20 protein-coding genes are annotated in these 17061 nt (G+C 59.5%); 10 read left to right on the top strand and 10 right to left on the bottom strand.

All coding sequences use genetic code 11. The annotated features are described in order from the left end of the window. The first annotated feature begins 3 nt into the window (after window positions 1–3). The 4 genes from odhB to lpdA all read left to right on the top strand — a co-directional run bounded on the left by odhB (window position 4) and on the right by lpdA (window position 3759). Window positions 4–1515: a 2-oxoglutarate dehydrogenase complex dihydrolipoyllysine-residue succinyltransferase gene (odhB, locus tag ACR0CR_RS10005; protein ID WP_480598556.1), complete on the top strand. Its 1512-nt coding sequence runs from the start codon at window positions 4–6 to the stop codon at window positions 1513–1515. Between the two features lie 2 nt (window positions 1516–1517). Continuing rightward, window positions 1518–1787 (top strand): hypothetical protein, encoded by a 270-nt coding sequence (locus ACR0CR_RS10000; RefSeq protein ID WP_480598554.1) that lies wholly within the window; start codon window positions 1518–1520, stop codon window positions 1785–1787. Window positions 1788–1919: 132 nt separating this feature from the next. Continuing rightward, complete coding sequence (locus tag ACR0CR_RS09995) at window positions 1920–2312, top strand: MAPEG family protein (RefSeq protein WP_480598553.1); 393 nt, start codon at window positions 1920–1922, stop codon at window positions 2310–2312. Window positions 2313–2370: 58 nt separating this feature from the next. Continuing rightward, window positions 2371–3759 (top strand): dihydrolipoyl dehydrogenase, encoded by a 1389-nt coding sequence (gene lpdA, locus ACR0CR_RS09990; protein ID WP_480598551.1) that lies wholly within the window; start codon window positions 2371–2373, stop codon window positions 3757–3759. A gap of 21 nt (window positions 3760–3780) precedes the next feature. Here lpdA and ACR0CR_RS09985 read toward each other — a convergent pair whose 3' ends face one another. Then, window positions 3781–4359 carry a TetR/AcrR family transcriptional regulator gene (locus ACR0CR_RS09985; protein WP_480598549.1) on the bottom strand — a complete coding sequence of 193 codons (579 nt, stop codon included), beginning with the start codon at window positions 4357–4359 and terminating at the stop codon, window positions 3781–3783. A gap of 102 nt (window positions 4360–4461) precedes the next feature. On the opposite strand from ACR0CR_RS09985, the gene ACR0CR_RS09980 reads away from it, so the two are divergent. Beyond that, complete coding sequence (locus ACR0CR_RS09980; protein ID WP_480598548.1) at window positions 4462–5055, top strand: NAD(P)H-dependent oxidoreductase; 594 nt, start codon at window positions 4462–4464, stop codon at window positions 5053–5055. A gap of 8 nt (window positions 5056–5063) precedes the next feature. On the opposite strand, the gene ACR0CR_RS09975 is transcribed toward ACR0CR_RS09980, so the two are convergent. Genes ACR0CR_RS09975 through ACR0CR_RS09960 form a run of 4 tightly spaced genes read right to left on the bottom strand, consistent with a single transcriptional unit; the run spans window position 5064 to window position 7969 of the window. Next, a complete protein-coding gene (locus ACR0CR_RS09975; protein ID WP_480598546.1) occupies window positions 5064–5669 on the bottom strand; it encodes a pyridoxamine 5'-phosphate oxidase family protein in 606 nt (201 codons plus the stop codon). Next, the gene (locus ACR0CR_RS09970; RefSeq protein ID WP_480598544.1) at window positions 5656–6396 is read right to left on the bottom strand and encodes a lysophospholipid acyltransferase family protein; all 741 of its coding nucleotides are present in this window, start codon (window positions 6394–6396) and stop codon (window positions 5656–5658) included. Before ACR0CR_RS09970 ends, ACR0CR_RS09975 begins: the two co-directional genes overlap by 14 nt. Beyond that, window positions 6396–7295, bottom strand: a complete 900-nt coding sequence (locus ACR0CR_RS09965; RefSeq protein ID WP_480598542.1) for a cell division protein FtsX — start codon at window positions 7293–7295, stop codon at window positions 6396–6398. Before ACR0CR_RS09965 ends, ACR0CR_RS09970 begins: the two co-directional genes overlap by 1 nt. Further along, window positions 7292–7969 (bottom strand): cell division ATP-binding protein FtsE, encoded by a 678-nt coding sequence (locus ACR0CR_RS09960; RefSeq protein WP_480598540.1) that lies wholly within the window; start codon window positions 7967–7969, stop codon window positions 7292–7294. The genes ACR0CR_RS09965 and ACR0CR_RS09960 overlap by 4 nt, the downstream gene beginning before the upstream one ends. A gap of 183 nt (window positions 7970–8152) precedes the next feature. Here ACR0CR_RS09960 and ACR0CR_RS09955 point away from each other — a divergent pair, with 183 nt between their 5' ends. After that, window positions 8153–8884, top strand: coding sequence for a zinc-ribbon domain-containing protein (locus tag ACR0CR_RS09955; RefSeq protein ID WP_480598538.1), 732 nt, complete (start codon window positions 8153–8155; stop codon window positions 8882–8884). A 21-nt stretch (window positions 8885–8905) separates the two neighbouring features. Here the strand turns inward: ACR0CR_RS09955 and ACR0CR_RS09950 are convergent, their stop codons facing one another. The 5 genes from ACR0CR_RS09950 to argH form a co-directional block, all read right to left on the bottom strand. Beyond that, on the bottom strand, window positions 8906–11443 hold the full coding sequence (locus ACR0CR_RS09950; protein ID WP_480598536.1) for a TIGR02302 family protein: 2538 nt from the start codon (window positions 11441–11443) through the stop codon (window positions 8906–8908). Between the two features lie 40 nt (window positions 11444–11483). Continuing rightward, window positions 11484–12749 carry a diaminopimelate decarboxylase gene (lysA, locus tag ACR0CR_RS09945; RefSeq protein WP_480598535.1) on the bottom strand — a complete coding sequence of 422 codons (1266 nt, stop codon included), beginning with the start codon at window positions 12747–12749 and terminating at the stop codon, window positions 11484–11486. 65 nt (window positions 12750–12814) lie between these two features. After that, window positions 12815–12964, bottom strand: a complete 150-nt coding sequence (locus ACR0CR_RS09940; RefSeq protein WP_480598533.1) for a hypothetical protein — start codon at window positions 12962–12964, stop codon at window positions 12815–12817. Window positions 12965–13042: 78 nt separating this feature from the next. After that, window positions 13043–13210 (bottom strand): argininosuccinate lyase, encoded by a 168-nt coding sequence (locus ACR0CR_RS09935; RefSeq protein WP_480598531.1) that lies wholly within the window; start codon window positions 13208–13210, stop codon window positions 13043–13045. A gap of 14 nt (window positions 13211–13224) precedes the next feature. Next, entirely contained in the window at window positions 13225–14613 is a 1389-nt protein-coding gene (gene argH / locus ACR0CR_RS09930) for an argininosuccinate lyase (RefSeq protein ID WP_480598529.1), read from the bottom strand. Between the two features lie 21 nt (window positions 14614–14634). Here argH and ACR0CR_RS09925 point away from each other — a divergent pair, with 21 nt between their 5' ends. From ACR0CR_RS09925 to ACR0CR_RS09910, 4 genes are all read left to right on the top strand, one after another. Beyond that, on the top strand, window positions 14635–15201 hold the full coding sequence (locus ACR0CR_RS09925; protein WP_480598527.1) for a TlpA disulfide reductase family protein: 567 nt from the start codon (window positions 14635–14637) through the stop codon (window positions 15199–15201). A gap of 58 nt (window positions 15202–15259) precedes the next feature. After that, window positions 15260–15625 carry a hypothetical protein gene (locus ACR0CR_RS09920; protein ID WP_480598525.1) on the top strand — a complete coding sequence of 122 codons (366 nt, stop codon included), beginning with the start codon at window positions 15260–15262 and terminating at the stop codon, window positions 15623–15625. An 80-nt stretch (window positions 15626–15705) separates the two neighbouring features. Further along, on the top strand, window positions 15706–16092 hold the full coding sequence (locus tag ACR0CR_RS09915) for a hypothetical protein (protein WP_480598523.1): 387 nt from the start codon (window positions 15706–15708) through the stop codon (window positions 16090–16092). Next, a complete protein-coding gene (locus ACR0CR_RS09910; protein WP_480598521.1) occupies window positions 16089–17060 on the top strand; it encodes a sterol desaturase family protein in 972 nt (323 codons plus the stop codon). Before ACR0CR_RS09915 ends, ACR0CR_RS09910 begins: the two co-directional genes overlap by 4 nt. Window position 17061 lies beyond the last annotated feature (1 nt).

The following is a 17061-nucleotide window of genomic DNA, read 5'->3' as shown; positions in this document are numbered from 1 at the left end:
ACGATGACGATTGAAGTTCGTGTTCCCACGCTTGGCGAATCTGTCACCGAAGCCACGGTTGCAACATGGTTCAAGAAACCCGGTGACGCTGTGGCCGTGGACGAAATGCTGTGTGAGCTTGAGACCGACAAGGTCACGGTCGAAGTGCCCTCGCCCGCCGCGGGTGTGATGGGTGAGATCGTTGCCGCCGAAGGTGAGACGGTGGGCGTCGATGCCCTGCTGGCCACGATTGCGGCAGGCGAAGGCGCGGCCCCTGCCCCGGCGACGGCCCCCGCTGCAGCAGCCCCCGCAGCGTCGGGTGGCAGCGTCGACGTGATGGTGCCCACGCTGGGTGAATCCGTGACCGAGGCGACCGTCTCGACATGGTTCAAGCAGGTCGGCGATGCCGTGGCACAGGACGAGATGCTGTGTGAGCTGGAAACCGACAAGGTCTCGGTCGAGGTTCCGGCCCCGGCAGCAGGTGTTCTGGCCGAAATCGTAGCACCCGAAGGTGCGACCGTGGATGCAAGCGCCAAACTGGCGGTGATCTCGGGCGCGGCGGCGGGTGCTGTTGCGGCTCCGGCGGCGGCTGCCCCGGCGAATGGGGGTGACTCGGTTGGTGGCAAGGACGTGGCCAACGCGCCCTCGGCTGAGAAAGCCATGGCCGAGGCCGGTCTGTCCGCCGATCAGGTCACCGGCACCGGTCGCGATGGTCGCATCATGAAAGAGGACGTGGCAAAAGCCGTTGCTGCGGCGGCTACGGCCCCAGCGCCTGCGGCGGCTGTGCCCGCCCCCGCTGCCCAAGCGCCGCGCGCGCCTGTCGCTGCCGACGATGCCGCCCGCGAAGAACGTGTGCGCATGACCCGTCTGCGCCAGACCATCGCCAAGCGGCTGAAGGATGCCCAGAACACCGCCGCGATCCTGACCACCTATAACGAGGTGGACATGACCGAGGTGATGGCCCTGCGCAACCAGTACAAGGACCAGTTCGAAAAGAAGCACGGCGTGCGTCTGGGCTTTATGTCCTTCTTCACAAAGGCCTGTTGCCACGCGCTGAAAGAAGTGCCCGAGGTCAATGCCGAGATCGACGGCACCGACATCGTCTACAAGAACTTCGTGCATATGGGCGTGGCCGCCGGTACGCCGCAGGGTCTGGTGGTTCCGGTCATCCGGGATGCCGACAGCATGTCCTTTGCGGCAATCGAGAAAGCCATCGCCGAAAAGGGCAAGCGCGCCCGCGACGGCAAGCTGTCGATGGCCGAGATGCAGGGTGGTACCTTCACCATCTCGAATGGCGGTGTCTACGGCTCGCTGATGTCTTCGCCCATTCTGAACCCGCCGCAGTCGGGCATTCTGGGCATGCACAAGATTCAGGACCGCCCGATGGTCATCAATGGTGAGATCAAGATTCGTCCGATGATGTATCTGGCCCTGTCTTATGACCACCGGATCGTGGATGGCAAAGGCGCGGTCACTTTCCTGGTCCGCGTGAAAGAGGCGCTGGAAGACCCGCGCCGTCTGCTGATGGATCTGTAATCATGGCAACACACGTACTCTGGCAGGCCGACGTGGCCGATTTCAGCGCCTGGCTGAAAGTATTCCGCGAGGACCGCAAGGTGCGCGAGGCCTCGGGTATCCGCGACCTGCATGTCTGGAAGGACCCCGATCAGAGAGACCACGCAATCGCGATGTTCGAGGTCGCAGACCTTGAACGGGCGCGCAAGTTCTTTGACTCGGAAGAACTGGCCATGCACCACGAACGCGGCGGCGTGGCCCATATTCAGGTCAAGCTTTTGGAGCCGGTCTAACCGACCATGAAACCTCGTGTGCAGGGTCACCCCTGCACACGTCCCCGCACTTACGCGTGAGCCCCGCCTGCCCATCAGCCTTCGAGATGTTAGTCCCGAACCCGGACACTCATCAAAAAAGGATATGTGATCATGTCTTCGGAACTTTCCATTCTTGCGCTTTATGGCCTGCTGGTCGTGGTGATCATCCTGCTGAATATCCTGACCGCCATGTCGCAGGTCGGGCTGATGACGCTGGGCGGCGCGCGCGATGACATGCCGCCGCTGACCGGCGTTGCCGCGCGGGTTGAGCGCACGCTGTCGAACTCGGTCGTGGCGATGGCGCTGTTTGCGCCTGCGGTGCTGATCCTGGCCGCGCGCGACGGCTTTACCGCTGGCACCTTGCTGGCGGCGCAGGTTTTCCTGATCGCACGCATCGCTTTCGTCCCGGTTTACGCCTTTGCCATCCCGGTCCCGTTCCTGCGCACGCTTGTCTGGCTGGCAGGATTTCTTTCAACCGTTTATCTATATCTTATGGCCCTGTAAGGCCTGACTGCCGCGCCCCTGATCCGGGCGCGGTCAAGACACATCAAGGAGTGCCCGAATGTCCAGCTATGACGTCATCGTAATCGGAGCCGGCCCCGGCGGCTATGTCTGCGCCATCCGCTGCGCCCAACTGGGGCTGAAAACCGCCGTGGTCGAAGGGCGCGAGACGCTGGGTGGCACGTGCCTGAACGTAGGCTGCATTCCGTCCAAGGCGCTGCTGCATGCCAGCCACCAGTTGCATGAGGCCGAGCATAACTTTGCCAAGATGGGCCTGAAGGGCAAATCTCCGTCGGTCGATTGGAAGCAGATGCAGGCCTATAAGGACGAGGTGATCGACGGCAACACCAAGGGCATCGAATTCCTGTTCAAGAAGAACAAGATCGACTGGCTGAAAGGCTGGGGATCGATCCCTGCTGTCGGTCAGGTCAAGGTTGGGGACGAGGTGCACGAGGCCAAGAACATCATCATCGCGTCGGGCTCTGAACCGTCGGCGCTGCCCGGTGTGACCGTGGACGAAAAGGTCGTTGTGACCTCGACCGGGGCACTTTCGCTGGGCAAGATCCCGAAGAAGATGGTGGTGATCGGTGCAGGCGTGATCGGGCTGGAACTGGGCTCAGTCTACAGCCGTCTGGGGGCCGAGGTGACGGTGATCGAATTCCTCAAGGAAATTACGCCGGGCATGGACCCCGAGGTTCAGAAGACCTTCCAGCGTATCCTCAAGAAACAAGGTCTGAAATTCGTCATGGGCGCGGCGGTGCAAAAGACTGAGGCCACCAAGACCAAGGCCAAAGTGACCTACAAGCTGCTGAAAGATGACAGCGAGCATGTGATCGACGCCGACACCGTTCTGGTTGCCACGGGGCGCAAACCCTATTCGGATGGATTGGGGCTGGATGCTCTGGGCGTTGAGATGACGCCGCGCGGCCAGATCAAGGTGGGTGCGGATTGGCAGACCAATGTGCCGGGTATCTACGCCATCGGCGACGTCACCGAAGGCCCGATGCTCGCCCACAAGGCCGAGGACGAGGGAATGGCCGCCGCCGAACAGGTTGCAGGCAAGCACGGCCATGTGAACTATGGCGTCATTCCGGGCGTAATCTACACCTGGCCCGAGGTCGCCAATGTGGGTGAAACCGAGGCAACGCTGAAAGAACAAGGCCGCGCCTATAAGGTCGGCAAATTCATGTTCATGGGCAATGGCCGCGCCAAGGCCAATTTCGCCGCTGACGGGTTTGTCAAAATCCTTGCTGACAAGGACACCGACCGCATTCTGGGCGCACATATCATCGGCCCAGCAGCAGGCGATCTGATCCACGAGGTCTGCGTTGCGATGGAATTCGGTGCCTCTGCCGAAGATTTGGCCCTGACTTGCCACGCGCATCCGACCTATTCAGAAGCCGTGCGCGAGGCGGCGCTGGCCTGCGGGGATGGACCGATCCATAGCTGATGCAATTGACCCCGGCGGCATTCACGCGGACGGGGTCAACCACGCATTCAGGTAGGTCTCAAGCCGGTCGGTGAAGGTTGTGGCGGAATGCAAAGCGCAGAACCGCAGCGACATGGCTTGAATTGCAAATGCTTGCACACCCTCTGCCAAAAGCTCGGATGGAACGTCTTTTCGCACTGAAGCGTCCTCCAGCCACATCATCACGACGCGGAAATATCGCTCAAAACAATAGGCGATCGGTCCAATTTCGGCGACTGCCGTTGCGCCAGAGTATCTGATCAGCAGATCAAACACATAGCGCTCGGACGTCATGAAACTGTGGACAGGCTCCAGCGCCGCAATCAACTCGGCGACTGTTTCCGGCTTTGGTCCGGCTTCGGCCTGGTCCAAACACGCATTCATCTTTTCCGCGATCAGGATTTCCATCAATGCGTCTTTGTCACGGAAATGGGCAAAGAATGTGCCCTTGGCCACAGCAGCGGCCTGAACAACATCCTCGACCCTCAACGCTTCGTACCCTGCGTTTTCAATGACCTCTTTCGAAGCTTCGATCAGACGTGCGCGGGTTTTCAAAGTGCGTTGTTGAACGGTTTTCGCCATAGCGTTTAGTCGCACGTATTTTGACCGTGGTCAAATTTTTTATTGACCACGGTCACTTTCTTTCTCTATAAACTGACCACGGTCAATTTTTGGAGAGTCCAAATGAAACACAAGAGAATTCTTGTCCTAGACGGACACCCAGCAGAGAACAGTTTGTCGCGCATTTTTGCCCAGTCTTATACCGACGCCGCGCGCAATAACGGACATGACGTACGACTGGTTCATCTCAGCGATTTGCAGTTCGACCATGACTTTGGCCAGTGCAATTACCACGACTTCAAACCGCTGGAACCTGTGCTTGAGAAGGTATTGCAGGACATTGAATGGAGCGAGCATCTGGTTCTCACGACTCCGATGTGGTGGGGCGGCCTGCCTGCGAAACTCAAGGGCCTGATTGATCGGATGTTCATCCCGGGCCGAACGTTTGATACCCGACAAACGACGCTGGCCGGGTTACCGGCGCCTCTGCTTGGCGGACGTACCGCGCGTGTTATCCTGACATCTGACACGCCGGGCTGGTTTATGCGACTGTTCTACAGGCAAGCGCTGATCCGTCAGATTCGAGGCCAAATTCTGGGGTTTGTCGGGTTCAAGCCCACTCGATTTACGTATTTTGCCGGAGCCAGCAATCCAAAAGACGGCTATGTCGAGCGGTGGGTGTCACGCGTGACAAAGATCGGCGCTGCTGCAATCTAAACCGCAGCTTACCACATCGTCTTTGCGGCGCGCGCACCCCATTCCAGGTCATATTGCGCGCCGCCTTCCTCGCCTTCTGAAACCTCGGCCAGAATCTCGCCCATTGAAGGCAATGCGGCACTTTCGTCATTGCCATCCCAAGTTCCAGCGCGCATCAGCGCACGAGCGCATTGCGAATAGATCTCGGAGATTTCGACAACGATCACGGTCGCCGGACGTATCCCACGCTTTTCAAACCTAGTGCGCAGCGCATCGTCTGCGGTCAAACGGGCCGTTCCATTGACCCGCACCACGTTGTTTGAACCCGGCACCAAAAACATCAGCGACACGCGAGGGTCGCGCACGATATTGCGCAAGCTGTCCAAGCGGTTGTTGCCCCGCCAATCCGGCATGGCAAGCGTGCCCGGATCAAGCTCTGTCACTACGGGGCCGTCGTCTCCACGAGGACTGCCATCCACGCCCTCTGGACCGACCGTAGTCAGGATGCACAGCTTTGAGGCCATGATCCATTCCCGATATTTTGGGGTCAGGCGCGAGGCCACCTTGCGCAGGGATGCAGCGCCCGGTTGGCCATACAGCGCCTCTAAGGCGGCTATATTCTCAATGAACTCCATCTGGATTGAACCCCACCTCTTGCATCAACTCATTTGACCGGGTTTCGATCATGGTTTCCAGCCTGTGCAGAAATTCTTTGCGATCCACACCCGGTTCAATCGGATCAAGAAATTCGACGATTGCCAGCCCAGGCTTCCGGAGAATTCCGGTGCGGGGCCAAAAGACCCCCACATTTGTCGATGCTGGGATGCATGGGAAACCCAGGCCTTCGTACAAAACCGCTGTGCCGACTTTGTACGGCTTGTGCGCACCCGGCGCCACGCGCGTGCCCTGTGGATAGATGACCAATTGGCCGGGTTCGGAAAACTCACGCCCAACGTCCTTGACCATTTTGGCGACCGCGACACCCTTTTTGCCTCGATCAACAGGGATGCAACCCAGTCTGCGTGCATAGAGGCCAATGATTGGCGTCCAAAGCAATTCGCGCTTCATGATGAATTTGCCATGCGGAACGGCGTCGAAGATGATGATGATGTCCAGAAACGACTGATGTTTCGCACCGATAACGACTTCACCTGTGGGAACAGGTCCACGCACCTCTGACCGAATGCCAACCATCCAGCGGGCCAGCCAGATTGTCGTACGGGCGTAGGTTTTGCAGGCCTGTAACGCACCGCGTTTCGAGAACAGCGCATAAGGCGCAAAGACCAGCCCTAGGATCAGCATCCAGACATAGATCGTGATCATGAAAATCAGGGACCGCACCCATTGCAGAGCCAGGGACATTACGAAAGCTCCTTTAACTTGCGTCGCGCCGAAGACCATGTGGCCAGAAAGGCAACCAATGCGCCCAGTGGTGGGATGAGCATGGGCAGCAGCCAGCTAACACCTTGAAATCCCAATCCCGTCAGAAATCCTCCTGCGTCCGACGCATCCGGCAGGAGAAGAACGCCGGACATGCCGAATAAAGTGCCAACGGCGGCTCCAAAGAGCGCACGAAAGGTAAAGCGCCGGACAAAGGCACCAGCGATAAATCGGTCGCGCGCACCAACCTGACGCAGAACCTCGATGATCTGCGCATTCGCCGCAAGCGAGGCATTGGCGGCCAACGTAATCATCGCTGCCATTGCGCCACCGATCAGCAGGATAGACACCCAGCCGACCCGTCGCAGCGATTTGGCCGCATCGACCAGCGGCTCGCGCCACCTTGTGTGATCGTCCAGCACGGCACCCGGAACCTCGGCCCCCAGGCGCAGGCGCAGGCCGGGGGCATCCAACCCGGGCTCTCCCTCAATAATTTCGATCAACTGCGGCACAGGCAGTGTGTCCAATGGCAAATCCGGTCCAAACCATGGGGCCAACAGCGCAGCCTGTTCCCCCGCCGTCAGCGCGCGTGCGGATGCCACACCCGGCGTTTGTCCCAGGACTGTCAAAGCAGCCTCTGTTTGCGCGGCGCGTTGATCCAGCGGCGCGTTGATGCGCAGCGTGGCAGCCCCTGCAAGCTCGGTCGCCCAACGGTCAGCCAACCGACCCGCGGCCAGCGACAAGGCCAGCGCGAATACCGCCAAAAACGCCACGGCCCCGGACACAAAAAGCGTCAGTTGCGCCGTGAACCCGGTTGGCGGGACCACACGGTCAGCCCGCTTGTCGCGGCGCAGCAGAGAACGGATGTCGCCTTTGCTCATAGATCTGCCCCCGCCAAATGCAGCTGCCTCTGAGATATCCTGAGCACCCTAGCCTGCACCTGACTTTTCGCTGCGCGGATCAGGCTGAGATCATGGGTCGCGATCAGGACTGTTTTGCCCATCCGGTTCAGCTCAATCAGCAGTCGCAAAAGCCGCTGAGACATCTCCCAATCCACATTGCCGGTGGGCTCATCCGCAAGCACCACGTCTGGCGACAGGATGACCGCGCGGGCCAAAGCGGCGCGCTGTCTCTCGCCGCCCGACAACTCAGGAGGGTGGGCGTCCAGTCGGGGACCCAGACCCACCCAGCCCAAAAGCTCTTTCAGATCATCTTGTTCCGCATCGGTTGATTTCCCGGACACCATAAGCGGCAGAGCAACATTTTCGGCCAGCGTCATGTGGTCCAGAAAATGGCAATCCTGATGCACCACACCGATCCGGCGACGCAGCAAAGCCATCTGGTCCCGGTCCAGCCGCGCGATATCCTCGCCAAATGCGTTTAGCCGCCCCGAGGTCGGCAGCAACGCGCCATAGCACAGTTTAAGCAAGGTCGTTTTGCCCGCGCCCGACGGGCCGGTCAAAAAGTAGAACGATCCGGGTTGCAGTTGCAACGACACGTTGCTCAGCAACTCACCGTCACCGTAGTTGTAGCTGATATTGTCCAGCTCGATCACGCCTGTCCCCAATTCTTCTTCCGCTTGTCTTGCCCGAGCATGGCTGCGGATTCAATGCCTGTAGCGGGTCGATTTGGTGACACTCACCTTGCGAAGCCGAAAACACGCTTTGCGGTTGCGTCTTAACGGAATATGGTTCCTGAAAAAACTACTATCAGGTCAATTCGCTGGCCAGGAGGCAGAATGCGTTTAACGTGTCCCAATTGCGGTGCCCAATACGAAGTCCCGGATGATGTCATCCCCGAGGGCGGTCGCGATGTGCAATGCTCCAATTGCGAGGAAACCTGGTTTCAGACCAAGAATGTCGAAGCCGCAGTCGCCGAGCCAGAACTGGCGACAGAAGAAGATCCAGCACCGAAGCCCGAACCCACCGTTCCTGAACCGACTGAGGCATCTGAACAGCCAGAACCGCCCACACCGCCAGAACCAGCAGAGAAACCAACGGACAGCGGAAACGTGGACCCTGCGGTCGCAAACATCCTAAAGGAAGAGGCCGCGCGCGAGGCCGATCTGCGGTCACGCGAAGGGGGCAGCCTGGAAAGTCAGCCTGATCTGGCGCTGGACCCACCAGCCGAGCCCAAAGTCACACCACAAAAGCCGCAGGCAACCGAAACCGCAAAGGATGCGGGTCAGAAGGATGTGTTGCCGGATGTCGAGGCAATCAACTCGGGCCTGCGCAGTGATGGGGATGAAACCGAGGAGCCAACCACGCCGCCGCGCAAGTCCGGCGGCTTCCTGCGTGGGTTCGCGCTTATGGTGATAGTCGGCGTAATTCTGCTGTTGATATACGGCAATGCGAGCCAGATTAGTGAAGCCGTCCCGCAAGCCGACCCCGTATTGAAATCCTATGTTTCAATGATCGATCAGGCGCGGATCTGGCTGGAAGCTCAGACAGGTGGCGCGGCTGCAAACTAAATACCGTACGTTGTTTGAAGATCAGAAACGTTCCAACAGACGTTTGAGATATTCCAGCTCGATCTGGGGTCGATCAGATTCGCCAGTGCGACGGCGGATTTCATCCAACAACTCTCGCGCACGGCGATAGACGTCCTCACCTTGCAGCAGGTTCTCTTCGGTTGAAATCGACCCGGTCGCGCCCGGGTTGCGGCCCAGAGGGTCGCGGTTGTTGGCCTGCATATCGCCTTCCTGCGCACCTTGGCCCGGCTGGTTTTGCTGGTTTTGTGCCATCGCCTCGCCCAATGAGCGCATGCCTTCGCGCAACGCTTCCATCGCTTCGGATTGGCGATCAATAGCCTCGGCCAGATCATCGCCGCGCAAAGCGTCCTCGGCATCCTCCATCGCGCGACCGGCGCGCCCCAGCGCATCCCGCGCCGCTTCGCCTTCCGGTGTCCCGGCACCAGGTAGGTTCTGTTGCTGGCGGTTCAATTCGTCGCGCAGAGCCTGTTGGCGATCGGCCAACGATCCCTGCCCCTGCTGGCCCTCACCGGCTTGATCCTGACCCTGGCCCTGACCGCCCTGTCCGTCGTGGCTCTGACCTCGGCCCTGACCGCCGTTGCGACCTTCGTTGCCTTGGTTTTCTCCCGCCTGAGCACCCGGGTTGAACTGTTCCTGCAGGTCGCGGAACGCTTGATCGCTGAGGCCCTGCTGTTCGCGCAGCGTTTCGGCCAGACCTTCCATGGCTTGCTGACCTTCAGACTGCTGGCCTTGACCCTGACCTTGCGTGACGCGCATGTTTTCCATCATTTGCTGGAACTCTTCCAACGCCTGCTGCGCCTCGGCCATTCGGCCCTGTTCCATCAATTCCTGAATGCGGTCCATCATCCGCTGCAGATCGTCTTGCGTCATCTGCAGGGATTCACCGTTCTGACCCTGCTGGCCCTCGCCATCCTGATTTTCCTGCGCCAAACGGCTCAGCTGCCGCATGTAGTCCTGCGTCGCTTCGCGCAATTCCTGCATCAGTTCGGCGATCTCTTCATCCGTTGCGCCATTTTGCATGGCCTCGGTCAGACGTTCTTGCGCGCGACGCATCCGTTCCAGAGCGTCCGCCAGCGTGCCATCTTCGATCAGAACCGCCAGTTCCCAAAGCGCCTGTGCAATCTCTTCCTGCTGTTCGGATTTCAGCCCGAACTCATTGAACGTCTCCAAGCGGCGCAGTGTTACCCGCAACCGAAGGTAAGCGGTGTCTGACCGGAAAAACCCTTCGGGCAGATGCGATACTGCTCGCAACAACTGCGCCACACGCGTCGCGTTGTCCCGTGTCCAAAGCAAATCGCGCCGCTGTTCGATGATCGCCGCTGCCAATGGGTCAAAGAAACGCCGTGCGGGCAGAGCAGTTAAGTATGGTTCAGAAACCGACTCCTGATCCGCGGCATCTCGCGCCATCAAGGTGATTTTGACCGGCAGGTGCGCCCATGGGTGCTGTGAGAAGTCTTCGATCAGGTCTTCTGTAAAATCAGCCCGATCACCGGTGATCGGCATCGGCAGTTCCACGCTGATCGTCTCGCGCGGCTCCGGCGCGGGCACCAGCCCAAATTTGCGATCCACCGAGGCCAGATCCAGTTCAATCGTCGCAGTACCGGACACAACGCCGTAATCGTCGCTGGCCGCAAAGGGCAGCTTCATCTGCCCCCCTGCCTCGGCCTCGGCCACATCGGCAACCCCGATCTGAGGCGGTGTGTCCATCAGGACGTTCAGCGCCCATTCTCGGCCCGCAGGTCCTTCGATTTTCAGCTGCCCGGACCGACTTGCGACAATGTCCTGTTCCGGCTCGGTTGCACCCTCGGCACCCAAAGGCGTGGTCGTTTCCGTCAGACTATGCGCGCCGACTTCACCGTAAAACCGCAACGTTATCCGGCTGCCTTGCGGAACGGACAAGGTAGGATCCGTCTGATCCGCCAGATAAAGCGTCGGAAGGCCAGTATAGCGCGGTGGCTCGACCCAACCCTCCCAACTTGGCCCCTGTCCGGCAACGGCCGCACCCGGTGTCATCTCGGCCACAGACCCAATGCGCCAGAACGACCCGAACAGTGCTGCAATGACAAACGCCAGCAAAGCTGAATAACGCAGCGCATAGGGATCGCGATCGGCTAGGCGAAGGTCCGGTTTGACCGGTTCGGCCTGCGCAGCCCTTTGCGCCATTCGATTCTGATGCGCGCGCCACAGGGCCACTGACTCCGTGTCCATTGCGCCGATCGCCTGATCATCCATCAACGCCTGAATTGGGCGACCTGGCAGCGAAGCATCCAAGCGCATCAACGCCTCGGCGTGTGAAGGTATATGGAATCGGCGCGCGCCAAGGATCATCGTGGCCAGCAACGCCATAAGCGAAAGGGCCGCGACCAGCCAAACGACTTCGACCCCCACGTGGTCTTGCAGACCCAGCATCAGGGCGGCGAGAATTGCCATGACTATCGAAAAGAAGGGCCAAAAGGCGCGCAAGACCTGCTCGGCCAGCATCCCTGCATGCGTAAACCACAGGGACAGTCTTGGGATCGGCAGGGTCTGTTTAGCCATAAAGGCGGGCCTCCGTGCGTTGGCCCGCGCGCCTATCGCGTCAGAGCCACTCGGGTATGGTATCGCGGTTTATGATTTCGTCAAAGCTTGGCCGTTCACGAATGACTGCAAATTGATCACCATTCACCAGAACTTCGGGGATCAGAGGCCGGGTGTTGTATTCGCTCGACATCACGGCACCATAGGCCCCGGCGCTGCGAAATGCGACCAGATCACCGGATGACAGGGGCGGCATGTCACGGTTTTTGGCAAAAGTATCACCGGATTCGCAGACAGGTCCGACAATGTCATATGGCCTTTGCTCCACACCCGGCGCTGGTTCCTTGACTGGGACGATGTCGTGATACGCCTCGTACATCGCGGGGCGGATCAGATCATTCATGGCACCGTCGAGGATCAGGAAATCGCGGCCCTCGCCGGATTTCACGTAAATCACCTTTGTCACCATCAAACCTGCGTTTCCGGCGATCAGGCGACCTGGCTCGATTTCCAACTCGCATCCCAAGTGACCCAGCGTGCGCTTGATCAAAGCACCATACTCACCCGGCGGCGGCGGCGCTGCGTTAGCGCGGGTATACGGAATGCCCAGACCACCGCCCAGATCGAGGCGTTTGATGTTGTGCCCCTCGGATCGCAGCCGCTCGGTCAGTTCCGCGACTTTGGTGTAGGCCAGTTCGAACGGTGTCAGATCGGTGAGTTGCGAACCGATATGGACGTCGATGCCAATAACCTCGAGCCCCGGCAGGCTGGCGGCCAATGCGTAGACCTCGGATGCGCGCGAGATTGGGATGCCGAACTTGTTCTCGGACTTGCCCGTGGCGATCTTGGCATGGGTTTTGGCATCCACATCCGGGTTCACCCGAACCGTGATCGGTGCGACAGTGCCCAATTCCAGGGCGACGGCGTTGATCACCTCCATCTCGGGTTCGGATTCAACGTTGAACTGGCGAATACCACCGGTCAGCGCAGCGCGAATCTCGTCCGCTGTCTTCCCAACGCCCGAGAACACAATTTTGTCTCCCGGAACACCGGCGGCCTTGGCCCGCAGGTATTCCCCGCCCGAGACCACATCCATCCCTGCACCCGCCTGCGCCAGCGTCTTCAAGATTGCCTGATTGCTGGCCGCCTTCATCGCATAGCAAACAAGGTGTTCGGTGCCGTCCAACGCATCATCGAACAGCTTGAAGTGCCGCAACAGGGTTGCCGTCGAATAGACGTAGAACGGGGTCCCGACCGCTGCTGCGATCTCGGCTATGGGAACGTCTTCGGCGAAAAGCGCGCCGTCGCGGTACAGAAAGTGGTCCATACGTGCGCGCTTAGACCAAAAGGGCGTGCGGGATCAATGGATTCTGAACGTCGTGGAACGTTTCGTCAGTTAACGCCGGACGCGCCAATTCTGCCGTAGCCGGAAAAGGTCACGCCCGAGCCGCCCGTAGATGCCTCGGGTTCCGGTCGTGGTTTGTAGGATGGATCGCAGGCTGCCAGAACAGCGAAGGACAGGATTAGGGCGATTGCGCGCATGGCAGTCTCGTGAATTTGCAGGTGTTATTCTATAGGTCAGATGGGCATGCTGCGCGGCCGATACAATCATTTTGTGCGCTAAATCCCCAGATAAACGCCCAGCCCGCCTTTGCGAAGACCGACGCCGCCGCCAACATAGGTACCGCTGCTGCCGACGCCGACATTGGCGCTCATGGTGGGCTGGATCGGTTCACCATCCGCGCCACAAGCCGCAAGGGCAAAGCCCGCCGCAATCAAGAGCATCATCCGAACGATCCGCATCACACCAATGCCTTCCACCGTTTGATCTGGGCCCGCACCTGATCAGGCGCCGTGCCCCCGTAGGACTGGCGCGAGTTTACCGAATTTTCGACGGTAAGGACAGAAAAGACGTCATCCGTGATGTCGGCGTGAACCGTTTGCATGTCCTCAAGCGTCAAGTCCGGCAGGTCGCATCCCTTGTTTTCCGCCATAGCCACCAACGATCCAGTGACATGATGCGCGTCGCGGAAAGGCAGGCCCAACACCCGAACCAGCCAGTCGGCCAGATCGGTCGCGGTCGAGAATCCCGATCCCGCTGCCGCCGCCAGGCTGTCGCGATTGGCGGTCATGTCCTTGACCATCCCTTCCATCGCAGCAAGTGCCAGCATCCAGTTGTCCGCCGCATCAAAGACCTGTTCTTTGTCTTCCTGCATGTCCTTGGAATATGCCAGCGGCAGGCCCTTCATCACCATCATCAGCGCGGTGTTCGCCCCGTAAATCCGGCCCACTTTGGCGCGGATCAGCTCGGCCGCATCGGGGTTTTTCTTCTGCGGCATGATCGAAGAGCCGGTCGAGAACCGATCTGACAGAGTTACAAACCGGAACTGGGCAGACGACCAGATCACCAGTTCCTCGGCGAAACGAGAAAGGTGGACGGCGCAGATCGAGGCGGTCGACAGGAACTCCAACGCAAAGTCACGGTCACTGACCGCGTCCAGCGAATTGGCGGCGGGGCGGTCAAAGCCCAACGCCTCAGCGGTCATTGCGCGGTCGATGGGGAAAGAGGTCCCTGCCAGCGCGGCCGCACCTAAGGGGGATTCGTTCATCCGCGCACGGGCATCGCGAACGCGGGACAGGTCACGACCAAACATCTCGACATAGGCCATCATGTGGTGGCCCCATGTTACGGGCTGCGCGGTTTGCAGGTGGGTGAAACCGGGCATGACCCAATCGGCCCCCACCGCGGCCTGTGCCAGCAAAGCACGGATCAGGGCCAAAAGGCCGGTTTCAGCCGCATCAAACTGTTCACGGACCCAGAGTTTAAAGTCAGTGGCAACCTGATCGTTTCGCGACCGGCCTGTGTGCAACCGCCCCGCAGGCTCTCCGATCACCTCTTTCAGCCGCGCTTCTACATTCATATGAATGTCTTCCAGCGCGGTCGAGAACTCAAACGAACCGGACTGAATTTCTGACAAGACTGTGAGCAGCCCTTCCCGAATGGCCTGCGCGTCATTATCAGTAATAACGCCCGTGGCTGCCAGCATGGCGGCATGGGCGCGCGAGCCTGCAATGTCCTGGGCTGCCATCCGCTGATCGAACCCGATCGAGGCGTTGATCGCCTCCATGATCGCGTCTGGACCGGCGGCAAAGCGGCCGCCCCACATCTGGTTCGAGGATTGATCGGTCATGAAAGAAAACCCGGAGTTGATATGCGCCTGTTACGTCTGATCCCCCTTTATATGGCCCTAGCGCTGGGTGCAAACGCGGCGTTGGCCGCGGATGTCGAAACGCTGAAGCCTCTGCGCGACGGCACCTTGAAACGCCTGATCCTGCATAGTGAACCGAAAGAGGCCAAAACCATCGAGTTCCAGTTGGAAGATGATGGGGGCGTCGGCACGCTGGACGACTATGCCGGCAAATATGTGCTGGTGAACTTTTGGGCCACATGGTGTGCGCCTTGCCGCAAAGAGATGCCCCAGATCGCCGAATTGCAGCAGGAATTCGGAGGCGACAAGTTCCAGGTTCTAACCCTTGCAACGGGGCGCAACTCGCCCGCCGGGATCAAAAAGTTCTTTGAAGAAAACGGCATCGAGAACCTGCCCCGCCATCAAGATGTAAGCTCAGCCGCAGCGCGTGAGTTCGGCGTCATCGCCCTGCCGATCACAGTGATCCTGGACCCCGAGGGTCAGGAAATCGCACGGCTGATTGGCGATGCCGAGTGGAACTCGGACAGCGCGAAGGCAATTGTCTCAACGCTGGTGGGCGGCGAAAGCTAATGGCGAAACAGGTGATGCCGTGATACCCTCCCACTTGTTTTGAGTGGGAGGTTTGTCGGTGAAAGCCATTTCAATGATCGCTGCGGCGGTTTCGGTTGTTTTCGCGTCAGCAGTCACGGGGCAGGCCAAGGACATCAAAAAGGAAAGCCAGTTTCTTGAGGCGGTGGCCGACAAGGAACTTGTCGGAACCAACGCCAAATTAACGATTGGCTCGGACGGCAAAATCTCGGGCCAGCAAAGCAACGGGACCAAATTTGTGGGCGCGTGGGTCTGGAACAAAAGGTTCTGGTGCCGCACTCTGGTGGTTGGTGGCAGTCAAGTGCCTGAGGATTGCCAAAAAGTGTCAGTGGATGGAAATCAGGTCACATTCATCCGCAACAAAGGCAAGGGTGACTCAGGCGGCACATACACCATCACAAAATAGGCGAACCGGCATCCCGGCTGACGCGACGCCACCTTTGACACCTGCCTCCGCGCTTTGCAGGTTGACCGCAGGAGGATGGAATGCCGCTGGAAATTCTATTGGTTCTGGTCGTCGGTGGCATTGCCGGGATCACGCTGTTGCTGCATCTGACGGGCAAGTCCCGGCAGCATGTGCTGACGCGAGAGACTGCCCCGGATCAGTGGCTGCGGCATTTTCCCGATGACATCGTGATCGATGTGACCGTGGCCCATGACGGTCATGCTGCCCTTGTGCGGACAGAAACCGGGGCCGGGCTGATCTGGTCCTTGGGCGCGGATACCGTCGCGCGGCATCTTAGGGACTTTGACTGGCTTGAGACGTCCAAGGGCATTGAGGTCCAGTTTCACGATTTCAGCACCCCCCGCGCGACGATCCGCCTCGACGAGACCGAGCGCCAGCACTGGCAACACCTGATGGATCCGGAATGACTGACCAGATTACTTTTCCCGATGCGGTGCAATGGGCCGTGCCCTTTTTCATCGCTGCCATTCTGGCCGAGTTCCTGTGGATCGCCGTCAAGGGACGTGGCGGGCGATATGAGACGCGCGATGCCGTGACCTCTCTGATCATGGGGGCGGGCAATATCGCGTCCGGGTTTCTGCTGGGCTTCATTGCCTATGCGTTCTTCATGTGGCTGTGGCAGATCACGCCTTTGAACCTTGGGACGTCGATTCCGATTATCATACTGTGCTTCGTGCTGGACGACCTGCGCTATTACTGGGTGCACCGTTTTGGGCATCGCATCCGCTGGGTCTGGGCCAGCCATGTGAACCACCACAGCTCGCAGCATTACAACCTGACCACGGCGCTGCGGCAGACATGGACCTATACGTTCACCTTCATGATGGTGGTGCGCGCGCCGCTGATCCTGCTGGGATTCCACCCGGCGATGGTGCTGTTTGTCGGCGGGCTGAACCTGATCTATCAGTTCTGGATTCACACCGAGGCTATCCACAAGATGCCTCGCTGGTTCGAAGCGGTGATGAACACACCAAGCCACCACCGTGCCCATCACGGACGCAACGCGCGGTATCTGGATTGCAACTATGCGGGCGTGTTCATCATCTGGGACAAGATGTTCGGCACCTTTGTGCCTGAGCAAGAGGATGATCGCGTCGATTACGGGCTGGTCCACAATATCGGTACATTCAATCCGCTGCGCGTTGCGTTTCACGAATGGGTCGGCATCTGGCGCGACGCGACACAGCCGGGCCTGACCCTGCGCCAGCGCCTGGCCTATTGCTTTGCGCCCCCGGGCTACAGCCATGATGGCAGCCGGGACAGTTCGGCACAGATCAAAGCCAAACATCTGGCCCGCCACCCCGAGGATCGCGGAACGCCCGGATTCGAGCAAATTGAAGCCGAACTGCCCAATTCTGAGGCAAAGCAAGCCTGAG

Source organism: Ruegeria sp. AM2 (assembly GCF_056540685.1).
Note: the sequence above shows the minus strand (reverse complement) of the source record. Positions and strands in the feature narration are given on the sequence as shown.